Genomic DNA, 14541 nt, shown 5'->3' on the forward strand with positions numbered 1-14541 from the left:
GACTAGAAGATGTGCTTGATCCCCTTGCCGATGCCTTTGGCGATCTTCGCGGTCCCTTTCGTCGTGCCGACGGCTACTTCCTTGCCGGCGGATGCGCCGCCTTTTCCAACCGACGTCACCGCATCCACCGGATGCAGGGTAACCAGGTCTACGGCGCCTTTTCCCGTACCAGTCGCTAAACTGCCGGCGCCTTTAGCGGCGCCCTTGCCGATATCCCCGCTGTCGCTGGCAACCTCACCACCGGCGCTACGGGCTTTTTTCTCGTAGTGGTCAGAACCCGGTTGACTCTGACCTGGCAGAGCAACCGCCAGCGCGAACAGCAGGCATGTGATGAGTCCAATTTTGGTCTTCACAGATGCGCCTCGCTACTTGTCTATGATGCTTGAACCCAACTAAGGAAAAATACTCTCGAACAATCGACCGGCAAAACACGAGGGCGTCACCGTTCTCGGGTTAAACGGCTGAATTTTGCAATGGACTTGGCGTTAGATTTGCCTATACTGTATAGACAACTGTACTGGTTGGCTTATAAAGCGAAGTAGCTAGTCACCTCCAATGCCCGCTACGAACCTCGTGGTAATCGCCCCCGGCTGGGTGATGGCGGCGCCTACAACCACTGCGAAGGCGCCCAGGTCGAAGGCGCGGCGGACTTCCTCTGGATGGTGGATGTGGCCTTCGACAATGACGGGGAGGTGAACGAACTTGACCAGTTCTTCTACTAGCGTCCAGTTAATCGACCGCTGTCCAGCGGTTTCCGGGGTGTATCCGAACATAGTTGTTGCCACACCATCTGCCCCGGTCTGCTCGGCGGCGCGGGCGTCGTCGAGAGTGGCAATGTCGGCCAGGACTGGCAAGCGGAGTTCCTGCCGGATTCGGGAAAGCAATTGCGGCCAGGGTTCGGCCGTCGGAAAACGTCCGGCGCTGCAGTCTACGCCGATAACGTCGGCCCCGGCATCTGCGACGATCTTGGCCGAGGCAAAGTCGGGAGTGATGTTTGGTGTGCCTTTTTCAAATTGTTTGAGGATGCCGATGATGGGCAGGCTCGTTTCCCGGCGGAAAGCGGCGATGCAGTCGTGCCCATTCGCGCGCAGGCCGCCGGCCCCGCCGCGCAGAACGGAAATCGCAATGCGGCGCAGCGTGTCCGTATCGTCAAGCGGGTCGCCAGGGAGAGCCTGGCAGGAAACGATCAGCTTGTTTTTTAAGCTGGCCGGAAATGTCCCGGATGTAGTCATATTTTGGCAGCATATTAAACGATTGAGCGCAATGCACAGGACAATCGTTCGTATTACAAATACTTATGCCCTGCTAATCTGCGAACCGAGGAGCAAAGGTGCCTAAGAGCCGTACGACCAGCGAATCAACATTTCATCCATTGGACAAGAATGGATTTATTCCCCTTTACTTCCAGATCCAGCGCGCCCTCATGGAGAAGATCCAGACGGGAGAATTGTCCGAGGGTGACCCTCTCGCCTCAGAAGAGGAGTTGTCGCGTGTCTACCAGGTAAGCCGCATGACCGCGCGCCAGGCGCTGCATGGGTTGAAGACCAGCGGTTACGCATTCAGCGAAAAGGGCCGCGGCACATTTGTGACTCGCCCCAAGCTCGAAAAAAATATCATGCACCTGCAGGGTTTTACCGAGGAGATGCGGCAGCGCGGCATGAAGCCAAGCTCGAAGCTGCTCGACCAGGCTGTCCGCGCGCCTAACGAAGATCTTCGCCAGCGGTTAAAGCTCGATACTAACGACAAGGTGCTGCACCTGCGCCGTCTTCGACTGGCCGACAGCATCCCGATGGCGATTGAAGACTCACACATTCCGCTAAAGCAGTTTCCCGGCCTCGACCGCATCGATTTTGGCCGGCACTCGCTCTACCAGACGCTGCGCGAACGCTATGGCGTGCGCGTCGGCTATGCGGACGAGATCATCGAAGCGCAGTTGGCGACGAAAGAAGAGTCGGAGCTTCTGACCATCCCGCGCAAATCCGGCATTCTCTCGATCACCCGCGTCATCATGACCACGCAGGAGACGCCGGTAGAAGCGGCGTGCTCGCGCTACCGCTCTGACCGCTACCGCGCTTCGATTCGCGTGCCAATGACCGCTATCGAATAATCTGGAACTAATGAAAGTCTGGGACGCGATCATAATCGGAGCTGGTCCGGCAGGCTGCGCCTGCGCGTATGACCTGGCCTCGGCCGGCAAGTCCGTTCTATTGCTCGACAAGGCCGAGTTCCCGCGTATAAAAGCCTGCGCCGGCGGCCTGACCATGAAGACCGTCCGCGCGCTGTGCTACTCCATCGAGCCGGTCGTGCGGCAGAGCATTGACCGCATGGTGTTGGAAGAGCGGGATTCTTCGCGCATTCCCGTGAAGAGCCGCAAGACAATCTGCGTCATGACCGAGCGGTCCGAGCTGGACGCTTTCTGCCTGGCGAAGACCATTGAGGCAGGCGCAGTCTTTCAGCGCATTCAAGGCATTACCGGAATCGATGAGCGCGCCGACGAAGTCGTCGTGACAACGCAGGACACAGTGTCGCGCGGACGCTTTCTCGTGGGGGCTGACGGCGTGAACAGCCAGGTGCGGCGCATGACCAGCGACAGCCCCTGGTTCCGAAAGGCTTTCGCGATTGAAGCCAATATTCCGCGCCATGCTCTGGATGAAGACCTGGTATTCGACTTCGCTCCAGTAGCGTCGGGTTATGGATGGGTTTTTCCCAAGCGCGACCATGTGAACGTCGGGCTCTACAGCCTTGACGCTGATGAGAAGCTCAACCGCACTCGCTTATCTACATATATTGCGAACAGGTTTGGGAATAGCGCGCGACCTGCAAACTTCATCGGCCAACATGCCGGATTCGGAGCGGCACAACATCATATAGATCGCGACCGCGTCTTTCTGGCCGGAGATGCGGGCGGCTTCGTCGACATGCTGACTGGCGAGGGAATTTACGGCGCTGTAATCAGCGGTCAGTCCGCTGCCGCCGCGATTCTCTCCGACCTCAACCAAAAAGCGCTCGCGAAAGAATCCTTTGTCCGTCTCACGGAAAATCTTCGGCAGAACCTCGGGATTGCCGAGCGCATTGCGACATCGTTTTATGCAAATCCGCAACGTGGATTTCGCGCGATGAAAATGCCTCTACTGCGCAGCGCGATTCTGAAAGGCTACGCCGACGGGCTCAATCTATCAGTGCTGGTCAAGACTGCGCGCCGCCTTCTTCCTGATCGCGCTTGATGAATCGAATGCCCAATTCAGAATAGTTTTTTCTCATCTCAGCGCAACAACGTCGATTCGGACGTATTCTCCTGCTAACATAAACACATCGCATTCATTCGCTAATTGCTAACCACAAGCAGCGGCCCTGTTTCATGAAATAACAGTTGCGCCGTCTTTTGAAGAAAACGCTGCATCCTGTGCTAGAATCTCGCTTCTGGCGCATCCTGAAAACTTCGGCTTTGTCTTTTCGCTCTGTTAGCCTAACTCCCCGCCTTCGGCGTGGTGAAGGAAGTCTGGAACGATGCTTACAAAGTGCCTTAGGTGCGTTTTTCTGTCTGCCAAAAGCTGGCTCCTGCTGGCAACGGTCTTTATTTGGCAGACGGCCTTCGCAGAGGGCCCGAGCGCGACACCCAGCATTTTTGCCCCGGCATCCACTCCCGCCAATTCCATTTATGGACTGTCCTTATTTGTGCTGTCCATCACCGGCGCCATCTTCGTTACGGTCGCCGGACTGCTCGCCTTCGTCATCTTCCGCTTCCGACAGCATGGACAGGATGACACCAGCGAGCCCGCGCAGATTTACGGCTCCACTCAGGTAGAGCTGGCCTGGACGGTCATACCTATATTGATCGTCGTCGTGCTCTTCCTCACCACCGCGCGCATGATCTTCGCCATTCAGGACGCGCCCAAGCCCAAAGCCGCACTTGACGTAACCGCCATCGGCCATCAGTTCTGGTGGGAATTCAATTACCCGAAACTCGGCATTCATGCAGTCAATGAACTGCATGTGCCTCTAAGCAATCCCGAATCACCGACACCAACCTACATCAAGCTGCTCTCTGCTGACGTGATTCACAGCTTCTGGGTGCCGCAGTTGGCCGGCAAGACCGACATGATCCCCAACAATGTCAACAGCACATGGATCGATCCGCATCATCCCGGCGTCTATGTCGGGCAGTGCGCGCAGTTCTGCGGCGTGGAGCACGCGAAGATGCTGCTGCGCGTCTACGTTGACACTCCAGACCAGTTCGCGGCATGGGTGAAGAACCAGCAGCAGCCCGCCGTAAATGATGCAAGCGTGGCGGAGGGGCGGCATGTTTTTGAAACCCAGGCCTGCATGAACTGCCACACCATTGCCGGGACCGCGGCAACAGGGCGCTTCGGGCCTGACCTGACGCACCTGATGAGCCGCGACACGCTGGCCTCCGGCGCGATGGCCAATACCAAAGAAAATCTGCGCGAGTGGATCAGGAATCCCGACACTTTCAAGGAAGGTTCCCTGATGCCCGCTATGCAATTAAACGACCAGCAGCTCGACCAGGTAACCGCGTACCTGGAGACCTTGAAGTAGGAGCGCAACAGACCAATGGCAGATTCAACCTATCCGATTCCCGGCCCGCTTGAGACCACCCCTCGGCGCTGGTCACAGGCTGCCGTGCTGGAGTGGCTGAACAGTTGGGTGGTCACCGTGGACCACAAGAAGCTGGGCATCCTCTACATGGTCTATGCCATCTTCTTCCTGCTCGTCGGCGGAGCGGAGGCCATTGCCATCCGCATTCAACTCATTCAGCCGAATATGCACTTCATCTCGCCGCAGGTCTTCAACCGCCTCTTCACCATGCACGGCACCACGATGGTGTTTCTGGTGGGCATGACCTACATCTTCGGCTTTGCGAATTACCTTATCCCACTGATGATCGGCGCGCGCGATATGGCGTTCCCGCGCCTCAACGCACTCAGTTTCTGGCTGACATTTTTCGGCGGCATCCTGCTTTATTACAGCTTTATCGGCGGCGGCGGACTCTACGGCCAGGGTAATGCTCCTGACGTGACCTGGTGGGCCTATGCGCCGCTTACTTCGCGCGCCTTTTCGCCCGGCCACAGCACGGACTACTGGGCGCTCTCGCTCATCGTCACCGGTTTCGGCACCATCGGCGCGGCGGTCAATGTCATCGCCACCGCGCTCTGCATGCGCTGCAAGGGCATGACGCTGATGCGCCTGCCGCTGCTCGTATGGCTGAACATGGTCACCGCGTTTCTTGCGCTCCTCGCCATCACGCCATTGACCGCCGCGCAGATCATGCTGCTGATCGACCGTTACCTCGGCGGACATTTCTTTGACACGCAGGCAGGTGGGTCGGCGGTCATCTGGGCGCATTTCTTCTGGATCTTCGGCCATCCTGAAGTTTATGTGCTGGTGCTGCCTGCCTTCGCCATTGCCAACGAGGTCATTCCCGTCTTCTCGCGCAAGGCGATTTTCGGCTACCCGGCAATGGTGGCCGCTTCCGTAGGAATTGCGTTTGTGAGCCTCGGCGTATGGGCGCATCACATGTTCACCATCGGCATGACTTCGGTTGGCAATGCGTTCTTCGTGCTCTCGACCATGCTGGTGGGCATCCCCACAGGAATCAAAATTTTCAACTGGCTGGCGACCATGTGGGGCGGAAAGATTCGATTTGCCACGCCCATGCTGTTCTGCACCGCATTTGTTCTTCAGTTCCTGCTTGCTGGTCTCACCGGCATCATGCTGGCGGTGGCCCCTTGGGACTGGCAGTTGCACAACTCCTATTTTGTGATCGCGCATTTCCACTATGTGCTGGTGGGAGCCATCGTCTTCTGCATCTTTGCCGGAATCTACTACTGGTATCCCAAGGTCACTGGACGCATGTTGAGCGAGAAGCTGGGTAAGTGGCATTTCTGGCTCTTCATCATCGGCTTCCACGTTACGTTCGACGTGATGCACATCCCCGGCCTGCTTGGGATGCCTCGCTCCATCTATACCTATGGCGCCGACCGCGGATGGGGAACGCTGAACATGATCGTCTCCATCGGTGGGATCATCCAGGCCATCGCGGTGCTGGTTTTTGCCTGGAATCTTATCTGGTCGTACTTCAAGGGCAAGGAGGCCGGAAACGATCCCTGGGACGCCTGGACGCTCGAATGGGCGACGCCGTCTCCGCCGCCTGCCTATAACTTTGCGACCGACCCGGTGGTCACGAGCCGCCGTCCGCTGTGGGACTTGAAGCATCCGGATGATCCGGACTGGAAATACGAGTGATGAGCACAGTAGCGACAGTAGCGCAGGCAGAACATGAGCAGTGGGTGCAGCCCTCAAAAGGGCGCGTTGCCATGCTCTGCCTCATCATTGCCGAGTCGGCCATTTTCACTATTTTTGTAGTGGCCTACATCTACAACATCGGCCGCAGCCTCTATGGCCCCACGCCCAGCCAGGTCCTCGATGTCCCGCTCTTCAACACCATCGCCCTGCTCTCGAGTAGCCTCACCATTTGGCTCTCAGAGCGCGCGATTGAGCAAAACAAGGTCCGGACTTTCGGACTATGGTGGGGGCTGACTTTTGTGCTCGGCGCGATCTTTCTTGTCGGCACCGGGTTTGAGTGGAACAAGCTGATTTACCACGACGGACTGACGATCAGCACCAACCTTTTCGGCACCACGTTCTATTCGCTGGTCGGACTGCACGCCTCGCACGTCACTATCGGCCTGTGCGCACTCTTGATCGTGCTGCTGTTCACCATTACTGGCCACGTGAAGGAAGAGCACGCCGAGCGCATTCAGGTCCTGGCACTGTACTGGCACTTTGTCGACGCCGTCTGGATCGTAGTCTTCACCGTGGTTTACATCATTGGCCGATAGAGAGAGAAGCATGGACGCACACGAGCATTCCAATCCTTCAGGCGAGCACGGCGGCACGATCCATCTGCCTGCGCCGACCGCGTGGCCCATCGTGCTCGCCTTAGGCTTTGCGTTAATCATGGCTGGCCTGGTCACCAACGCCGTCATCAGCATTCTTGGTGCAGTATTGCTCGTTTCCGGATGCGCCGGCTGGTTCCGTCAGGTGCTGCCGCACGAAGCGCATGAAGACATTCCGGTCGAAGCGCACGAAGTCACAATCGCCTCCACGCGTACGCACGTGACCCGCATTGAAGTTAGCGAAGAACACCGCGCGCACCTTCCGGTCGAAACTTACCCCATCCTCTCCGGCATCAAGGGCGGCATCGCGGGGGGTATCGCCATGATCTTCCCCGCGCTGCTTTATGGCCTTATTAGCCAACACAGCATCTGGTATCCGGTGAACCTGCTCGGCGGCGCGGGCGTCGCCCATTGGACCAACCCAACAACGGCGGAAATCGCTTCATTTCACCTGTCGGCGCTCATCATCGCCACCATCATTCATGCCGCGGGAAGCATTCTGATCGGCCTTTTGTACGGGGCCATGCTGCCCATGCTGCCGCGCCATCCGATTATTCTCGGGGGCGTCGTCGCTCCGCTGCTCTGGACAGGGCTGCTGCATTCATCCCTCGGCGTGATCAACCCCGCGCTCGATGCGCGCATCAGTTGGGGCTGGTTCGTTGTCTCGCAGGTCACCTTCGGTCTCGTCGCCGGACTTGTAGTCATACGCCAGGGAAAAATACGCACCGGACAATCAATGCCGTTTGTGCTGCGCATGGGCATCGAAGCATCCGGCATTCACCCGGAAGGGGAGGACCGCCACTGATGATCGCGCGCGGATTCTGCGGCGGTATTCTCATTCTCTGCGGCCTGGCCATGCCCATGGTTCTGTCCGGCTGCAATCACACCGGCAAACCTGCCGTTGGCTCGGAAGCCCAGCGCCCCGACCAGGTCATGGACTTTTCCCGCCTCTACGCGGAGAACTGCGCAGGATGCCACGGGGCAGACGGCACGCATGGCGCGTCCCTTGCGCTGGCCAACCCTGAGTATCAGGCGATTGTGGACGAGGGCACGCTGACTGCTGCGATTTCTACTGGCGTAGACGGAACGCTAATGCCAGCCTTCGCAAAGAGCGCCGGCGGCATGCTAACTGACGACCAGATCTTCGCCCTCGTGGACGGCATGAGATCACATTGGTACAAGGCGGACACCCTGAAGGGACTCGACGCTCCGCCCTACAATACGGACAAAAAGGGCGACGTTGCGCACGGCCAGCAGGTGTTCACCGCGCATTGTGCCAGCTGCCATACGACAGGCGTACAGCAGAAGGATGCGAAACAGGGATCCATTACTGACGGCTCTTACTTAGCGCTGATCGGCGACCAGTCGCTGCGCGCCATCGTTATTGCTGGGCGTCCCGACATCGGCCATCCGGACTGGCGTGGCGTTCCCGGCGGCCCCATGAGCGACCAGGATGTGACCGACGTTGTGGCGTGGATCTCAAGTCAGCGGCAGAAGACGCCCGGCCAGCCGTATCCATCGCAGCCGTGAGCGCGAAGAAGGATGAGAGTTTATGAGTGAGAAGAAACAAGTGACACGGCGGACGGTGCTGATGGCCATTGGGTTTGCGTTCAACGCAGTCGTTGGCGCAGCCATCGCCATACCGGTCATCGGATACGTGCTGTCGCCCATCAAGAAAAAGAGCGCTTACCTGAAATGGATTTCCCTTGGCGCGCTGGACCAGTTTCCTGAAGGCCAGACGCGGCTGGCGACCTTCGTGAATCCATTCGAGCAACCGCAGGACGGCGAGACGGCCAAGACCCCCTGCTGGGTGCGGCATGTGAGCGGCGACACCTTTCAGGTCTTCGCCATTAATTGTGCGCACCTTGGTTGCCCGGTGCGCTGGTTTCCGCAGTCGGAGCTGTTCATGTGCCCGTGTCACGGCGGCGTGTATTACGCCGACGGTGAGCGGGCCTCGGGGCCTCCCGAGCGCGGCTTGTTTACCTATAACTACAAGATCGTAAAAGGCGAGCTGCACATCAACGCGGGCCAGATGCCCACCCTGGCGGACCAGGCCATGCTCGGGAAAGGGAAGTCTCCATGCCTCGGTTAAAGCGGCTCTACAACTGGTTTGAGATGCGCCTCCAGTTGGAGGGGCCGGTTAAGGAAGCAGTCCTGCATCCGGTGCCGAAGAAGACGGCGAGCTGGTTCTACGTTTTTGGCAGCGCCGCCACAACACTGCTGGCACTGCAGATTATTACCGGCATCTTCCTGGCTCTGATCTATGTGCCTTCCGGCAGCGATGCATGGAGGAGCCTCGACCAGCTCAATCATCAGCTTTATCTCGGCTGGTTCCTGCGCGCCATGCACGGATGGGGATCGAACTTCATGGTCGCCGTCGTGCTCGTCCACATGGTCCAGGTCTTTACCTTCGGCGCATATAAATTCCCGCGTGAGCTGACCTGGATCCTCGGCGTCTTCATGCTGCTCATGACATTGGGCATGGCCTTTACTGGTCAGGTCCTGCGCTTCGACCAGGACGCCTACTGGGGTCTCGGCATCGGCGCATCCATCATGAGCCGCGTGCCGCTCATAGGCGGCCCGCTGGTCGACTTATTGCTGGGCGGGCCTATCATTGCCGGAGCCACGCTGTCGCGGTTCTTTGCTCTGCATGTCTTCGTCATCCCCGGCATCCTGCTGCTTTTCACCGCCACGCATATCTGGATGGTGGTTAAGCTCGGCGTCAACGAGTGGCCGATGCCCGGCCGCATCGTGCGCCGCTCCACCTACCTGCAGGAGTATCACGAGCTCACCAAAAAAGATGGCCTGCCGTTTCTGCCTGACGCCCTCTGGAAAGATCTCTTCTTTTCTGCCGCGATTCTTGCTGCCGTTGCGGTCTGCGCCGTTGTCTTCGGGCCGTTTGGGCCGGGCGGGCAGCCTGACCCGACCATCATCCAGACCAACCCAAGGCCAGACTTCTTTTTCCTCTGGATATTCTCGATCCTCTCGTATCTGCCCCCGAGCCTCGAAACGCCGTTCGTGCTGATTGTTCCCATTATCGGCATCTGCATCCTGTTGGCGCTTCCGCTGGTGGCTGGGGAAGGCGAGAAGAGCTGGCATCGCCGTCCGGTGGCCATCCTGGTGCTGGTGACAGTCGCTGTTTCTTTTGGCGTCTTCACCCATCTCGGCACCCGCACCCCGTGGAGCCCGCACATGGACGCTTGGAGCAGCAATCCCGTTCCACCCAGGCTCATCCACGACGCATCGCCGCTGGTGCGTCAGGGCGCGGTTGTCTTTCAGGCCAAGCAATGCCGCAACTGCCATTCCATCGGCGGAACAGGCGGTGAGCGCGGCCCGGCGCTCGATGATGTGGCCACCCGCATGACCGAAGATCAGCTCATCCGGCAGGTGCTTCAGGGCGGCGGCAATATGCCCGCCTACGGCAAAAACCTGAGCCCGCCGGAAGTGACAGCGCTGGTGCGCTTCCTCGAAACCCTGAAGCCCGCAGGCCAGCAACCGGCCGTCGATGCCTCACAGCAGGAGCAGAAAGCGCTGGCATCGCAGCCGCAGCCATAAACATGTGTAGATGTCACTGAATACAGGGTGCCCCAGGTCTCGTAGAGACCTGGGATAAGCCCCCGACCCACCGATGTCCCCTGATCTCCAATCCGTCCTGCTTAACTGGAACATCCCGCCGCTGACCACGATCGCGCTGCTCGTAACAGCGCTGATCTACGTTCGCGGATGGCTCCTGATTGGGCGAACGCGCCCCAAACAGTTCCCTGAATGGCGGCTCTTCTGTTTTCTCGGTGGATTGTTCTCGCTCTTCCTCGCCATCGCTTCTCCGCTCGACACCCTCGACGACCGCCTGCTCTCCGCCCACATGGCGCAGCATTTCGTCTTCATGTCGGTTGCGCCGCCGCTCCTGCTGCTCGGTGCGCCCCAGGTTCCGCTGCTGCGCGGACTACCGCGGCCCTTTGTCAGAAACATCCTCGGCCCGCTCTTCCGCCTCCATTGGCTGCGGAAAGTAGGCCAGTTCCTCACCAGCCTGAAACCGGCGTGGCTCCTGATGAACATTGCCTATCTCGGCTGGCATGTTCCCAGGGCGTATGAGCTGGCCCTGCGCTCAGAGGGCTGGCACAACCTGGAGCACGCCTGCTTCTTCTTCACCAGCGTGCTTTTCTGGTGGCCGATTCTCCGGCCCTGGCCCACGCGACGCCAGGCATTGCGCTGGATGCTGATCCCATACATCCTCACCGCAGACATAGTGAATACCGGCCTCTCCGCCTTCCTCTGCTTTGCCGGAAGGCCCATCTATCCAAGCTACGCCTTGCAGACAAACCCTCTGGGCTGGAATCCTATCTACGATCAGGCTGCTGCCGGCGGCTTTATGTGGGTCTTCGGATCTACGGTCTTCCTCATTCCCGCCTTCTGGATCACCCTGCGGCTCCTCAGCCCAAATCGCGGACGCAGACACATGTCCGCCGCGCCCTACCCTCGTGGTGTCTAAGTCCTCATTTGCAGTTTGGTAGAAGCACAGGGCTTCAGCCCTGTGAAACAAAAATGCGGGAAATAGAGGGGCTTCAGCCCCGGGCAGTTCTCCATCTCCTAAGTCTTTAGAAATCAATATCGAAACAAGCCCTCACTTTCCATTCATGGTTCGCAATAAGAACGAAACTCTGCACATCCGCTCCGTGTCTATACAAAGGCGACTAGAATAGAAGCAGGTCTTCTGATCGTGGGTGGCTGGACGGATGTCCTTCCGTCCGGGAATCATTTTGTGAGCGCTTGACCCACATCCAGAAATAACGAAAACTTTCATTGCTTTTAAAAGAATTATGTTCAAGCCATTCCGCCTGATAGCTGCCGTATTGTTTTCCGTAACATTGCTTGCCTTTGCCGACCCCGCCCCGTTTGATCTGACAGGACCGACGGTGGAAGTGCGCGTTACGCGCAAGGGCAAGACGCTGCCCATCGCGAAGGTCCCGAACCTTGCGGCTGGCGACAGGCTGTGGATTCATCCCGTGCTGCCACCCGGGCAGTCGGTGAAGTACCTGATGGTGGTGGCGTTTCTGCGCGGCTCGACCAATCCTCCACCTGAGGATTGGCTCATCAAGGCCGAGACGTGGAACAAGAAGGTCGAATCCGAAGGCATTTTCGTAACTGTTCCTGCAGACGCGCAGCAGGCATTGGTCTTCCTCGCTCCATCTACAGGCGGAGATATCGGCGCGATACGCGACGCAGTCCACTCGCGGCCGGGTTCATTTGTGCGCGCTTCGCAGGACCTGAACCAGCTGAGTCTCGACAAAGCCCGCCTCGACGCTTATCTCGATGCCGTGCGCACCATCAACGAAACTAATCCGGATAGGCTGAAAGATGTTTCGCCGCTGCTCGCGCGCAGTTTGAGCATCAAGCTCGACCAGGAATGCCTGCAGAAGGTCGTCGAAGAACAGGCGTCATGCCTGGTGCAGAAACAGAACCAATTGGTGATGGATGACGGGCACACCCTGTCCGTCACCGATGCGTTCACGACAGGCGCAGGCAGCGATCTGGCCATGCAATTGAGCTATACGCAGCGCGCCGGCGCCGGATACTTCAGCCCTTACGTTGCTTCAGTCATTGACATCGCGCACATTCTGGAGACGGTGCATACGGCGCAATACCAGTACATTCCGGCGCTGAATACATTTCACGACAATGAAGTGAACCTGAAGCTGAATACGCCCCCGTCCTTCCGCAATCCGAAATCAGTGATTGTGATGGCGCTGCCTGCAATCGATGGCGGACACCAGCCGCCGCTGCGCGCAGTCGATGAAAAGCAGGAGTTCTGCATCGCGAAGGACAAGCTGGTGCTACCGGCTGAAGGCGCGCCGCTGGCCTTCGCCACCAGTTACGCGCACGATATGGTGCTGCGCGTAAAAAACAAGTCGGGTAAGGACATCGACATTCCCGTAAAGGCCGATCCGGTTGAAGGCGGTTTTGTGATCGATGCAAAATCCTTGAAGACCGGCGATCTGAACGACAGCCTCACCGGAACGCTGCGCGGTATGTGGGGATTCGAACCTTACTCAGGACCGAACTTTCACTTACAGAACGCGCAAACCACAAAGTGGGAGCTGGCCCCGACCGACACTCATGCCCTTATAGTAGGCCGCGAGGACACACTGCACTTCACCTCAGGCAACGCGACATGCGTCGAGTCCATCACGGCTAAGACCGAATCAGGACGTGAGCTCAAGGCAGATTGGAAGGCGAATCAGCCGGACCAGCTCGAAGTAAAAGTCCCGCTGAAAGATGAAAGCCCGGGCGCTCTGATTCTTCTGGTCCATCAGGCAGGAGCAAAAGAGCCGCAGAAAATTGACCTGCACAGTCTCGCCGAAGCAGGCAAATACGACAGCTTCAACATCAATGCAGGCGACTCGCAGGGAGTGCTTACCGGCAATCGTCTGGATGAAGTGGCCAGCCTCGACATGAAGGGCATCGAGTTCAAGCCGGGCAAGCTGGCCAACACCGCCAGCGGTGACGATCTCACCATGACGGCCGTCAAGCCCGATGCCGCAGCCAAACTTCAAGCGGGCGAAAAAGCCACGGCGCATGTTCAGCTCAAAGATGGCCGAGCAGTAGAAGTGCAGGCCAGCGTCATGAATTCACGCCCGCAGGTGCAGTTGTTGAGCAAGAGCGTGCAACCGCTCGACCCGGCAAAAGATCCCACGAAAGACACCCGCATTGCCTTGAGCGACACGAATGAAGTTCCGCTGAATAGCAGGCTCGTGTTTTCCATCAAGGCCGTTACGCCGGAGACATTTTCACCCGAAGAAAAAATCGAAGTGGCGACCGCCGACGGCGGTTTTCATACAACATTGAGCATGGCTGACGGCAGCCTCACGCTGCAGGATGCGAAGACAGCTCTCGCGACCGTCGATCCGGCGAAAAACTTCGGATCATCAGCATTTGGCCCGCTGCGTTTTCGCCCGATAGCTCCAAATGGCACGGCCGGCGATTGGCAGTCACTGGCGAACCTGGTGCGCGTGCCTGCGCTGGATGGAGTGCAGTGCTCTCATGGCACGACACACGTCTGCACGCTGACAGGGACGAGCCTGTTCCTGATTGATTCAGTCTCTGCCGATCCAACGTTCGCGCAGGTGATGCAGGTGCCCGACGGCTTTGCCGGGAACATGCTGCAGGTGCCGCATCCTGTGGGCGGGTCGCTCTATGTCAAGCTGCGTGACGATCCCGCGGCGGTGAATACGGTAGTCATTCCGCGCAAGCCCGTGCCGCCACCGCAACAGGCTTCTACCGCGCAACCGACAGCCACGCCGGTATCAGCGACCGTGCCCGCTCCGGCAACCGCACAGCCCGAAGCCGCTCCGACAGCGCCAGCAGAGCCGCCAAAATCCGTCGAAACGCAGACTGCGCCATTGGCGCCGACAGATACAACGGCACCATCGCAGACCCAACAGCCGCACTAAGATTGGCTTTCTATTGTGAAAAGGCCAGGCCCCGGAGCCTGCCCTGGCGCTTGCTGCCAGGTGCCGGATGCCGGGTGCCCCAGGTCTCGTAGAGACCTGGGATTTCGTCCATCGAGCCTGCGCAGCAGGCTAGGTAGAAGCACCGGGCTTCAGCCCGGTGAAATTGACGGCAAATC

The 14541-nt window shown here is 58.6% G+C and carries 13 protein-coding genes; 11 read left to right on the forward strand and 2 right to left on the reverse strand.

All coding sequences use genetic code 11. The features are described 5' to 3' along the window. Positions 1-2: 2 nt before the first annotated feature. Positions 3-353: a hypothetical protein gene (locus VEV40_RS08025; protein ID WP_324831435.1), complete on the reverse strand. Its 351-nt coding sequence runs from the start codon at positions 351-353 to the stop codon at positions 3-5. Between the two features lie 189 nt (positions 354-542). Further along, entirely contained in the window at positions 543-1232 is a 690-nt protein-coding gene (locus tag VEV40_RS08030) for a putative N-acetylmannosamine-6-phosphate 2-epimerase (RefSeq protein WP_324831436.1), read from the reverse strand. Positions 1233-1330: 98 nt separating this feature from the next. Between VEV40_RS08030 and VEV40_RS08035 the strand changes: the two genes are divergently transcribed. From VEV40_RS08035 to VEV40_RS08085, 11 genes are all read left to right on the forward strand, one after another. Continuing rightward, positions 1331-2107 carry a GntR family transcriptional regulator gene (locus tag VEV40_RS08035; RefSeq protein ID WP_324831437.1) on the forward strand — a complete coding sequence of 259 codons (777 nt, stop codon included), beginning with the start codon at positions 1331-1333 and terminating at the stop codon, positions 2105-2107. A gap of 10 nt (positions 2108-2117) precedes the next feature. After that, the gene (locus VEV40_RS08040; protein WP_324831439.1) at positions 2118-3224 is read left to right on the forward strand and encodes a geranylgeranyl reductase family protein; all 1107 of its coding nucleotides are present in this window, start codon (positions 2118-2120) and stop codon (positions 3222-3224) included. A 283-nt stretch (positions 3225-3507) separates the two neighbouring features. Then, positions 3508-4557, forward strand: a complete 1050-nt coding sequence (gene coxB, locus VEV40_RS08045; RefSeq protein WP_324831441.1) for a cytochrome c oxidase subunit II — start codon at positions 3508-3510, stop codon at positions 4555-4557. Positions 4558-4572: 15 nt separating this feature from the next. Continuing rightward, positions 4573-6264, forward strand: coding sequence for a cytochrome c oxidase subunit I (gene ctaD / locus VEV40_RS08050; RefSeq protein WP_324831442.1), 1692 nt, complete (start codon positions 4573-4575; stop codon positions 6262-6264). Then, positions 6264-6860 (forward strand): heme-copper oxidase subunit III, encoded by a 597-nt coding sequence (locus VEV40_RS08055; RefSeq protein ID WP_324831444.1) that lies wholly within the window; start codon positions 6264-6266, stop codon positions 6858-6860. Before ctaD ends, VEV40_RS08055 begins: the two co-directional genes overlap by 1 nt. A 10-nt stretch (positions 6861-6870) precedes the next feature. Beyond that, entirely contained in the window at positions 6871-7722 is an 852-nt protein-coding gene (locus VEV40_RS08060) for a hypothetical protein (protein ID WP_324831445.1), read from the forward strand. Next, positions 7722-8447 (forward strand): c-type cytochrome, encoded by a 726-nt coding sequence (locus tag VEV40_RS08065; protein ID WP_324831447.1) that lies wholly within the window; start codon positions 7722-7724, stop codon positions 8445-8447. Before VEV40_RS08060 ends, VEV40_RS08065 begins: the two co-directional genes overlap by 1 nt. A gap of 22 nt (positions 8448-8469) precedes the next feature. Further along, a complete protein-coding gene (locus VEV40_RS08070; RefSeq protein ID WP_324831449.1) occupies positions 8470-9009 on the forward strand; it encodes a ubiquinol-cytochrome c reductase iron-sulfur subunit in 540 nt (179 codons plus the stop codon). After that, on the forward strand, positions 8997-10472 hold the full coding sequence (locus tag VEV40_RS08075) for a cytochrome b N-terminal domain-containing protein (RefSeq protein WP_324831451.1): 1476 nt from the start codon (positions 8997-8999) through the stop codon (positions 10470-10472). The genes VEV40_RS08070 and VEV40_RS08075 overlap by 13 nt, the downstream gene beginning before the upstream one ends. A gap of 73 nt (positions 10473-10545) precedes the next feature. Then, positions 10546-11406, forward strand: a complete 861-nt coding sequence (locus VEV40_RS08080; protein ID WP_324831452.1) for a cytochrome c oxidase assembly protein — start codon at positions 10546-10548, stop codon at positions 11404-11406. 328 nt (positions 11407-11734) lie between these two features. Continuing rightward, positions 11735-14365 (forward strand): hypothetical protein, encoded by a 2631-nt coding sequence (locus VEV40_RS08085; protein ID WP_324831454.1) that lies wholly within the window; start codon positions 11735-11737, stop codon positions 14363-14365. The last annotated feature ends 176 nt before the right edge of the window (positions 14366-14541 follow it).

Source organism: Alloacidobacterium sp. (assembly GCF_035631355.1).
In the GTDB taxonomy this organism is placed as follows: Bacteria; Acidobacteriota; Terriglobia; order Terriglobales; family Acidobacteriaceae; genus Alloacidobacterium.

Coding starts and splice junctions, on each gene's coding strand:
- VEV40_RS08075 (WP_324831451.1), top strand. CDS start 8,997: ATGCCTCGGTTAAAGCGGCTCTACAACTGGTTTGAGATGCGCCTCCAG.
- coxB (WP_324831441.1), top strand. CDS start 3,508: ATGCTTACAAAGTGCCTTAGGTGCGTTTTTCTGTCTGCCAAAAGCTGG.
- VEV40_RS08030 (WP_324831436.1), bottom strand. CDS start 1,232: ATGACTACATCCGGGACATTTCCGGCCAGCTTAAAAAACAAGCTGATC.
- VEV40_RS08065 (WP_324831447.1), top strand. CDS start 7,722: ATGATCGCGCGCGGATTCTGCGGCGGTATTCTCATTCTCTGCGGCCTG.
- ctaD (WP_324831442.1), top strand. CDS start 4,573: ATGGCAGATTCAACCTATCCGATTCCCGGCCCGCTTGAGACCACCCCT.
- VEV40_RS08085 (WP_324831454.1), top strand. CDS start 11,735: ATGTTCAAGCCATTCCGCCTGATAGCTGCCGTATTGTTTTCCGTAACA.
- VEV40_RS08060 (WP_324831445.1), top strand. CDS start 6,871: ATGGACGCACACGAGCATTCCAATCCTTCAGGCGAGCACGGCGGCACG.
- VEV40_RS08080 (WP_324831452.1), top strand. CDS start 10,546: ATGTCCCCTGATCTCCAATCCGTCCTGCTTAACTGGAACATCCCGCCG.
- VEV40_RS08070 (WP_324831449.1), top strand. CDS start 8,470: ATGAGTGAGAAGAAACAAGTGACACGGCGGACGGTGCTGATGGCCATT.
- VEV40_RS08055 (WP_324831444.1), top strand. CDS start 6,264: ATGAGCACAGTAGCGACAGTAGCGCAGGCAGAACATGAGCAGTGGGTG.
- VEV40_RS08040 (WP_324831439.1), top strand. CDS start 2,118: ATGAAAGTCTGGGACGCGATCATAATCGGAGCTGGTCCGGCAGGCTGC.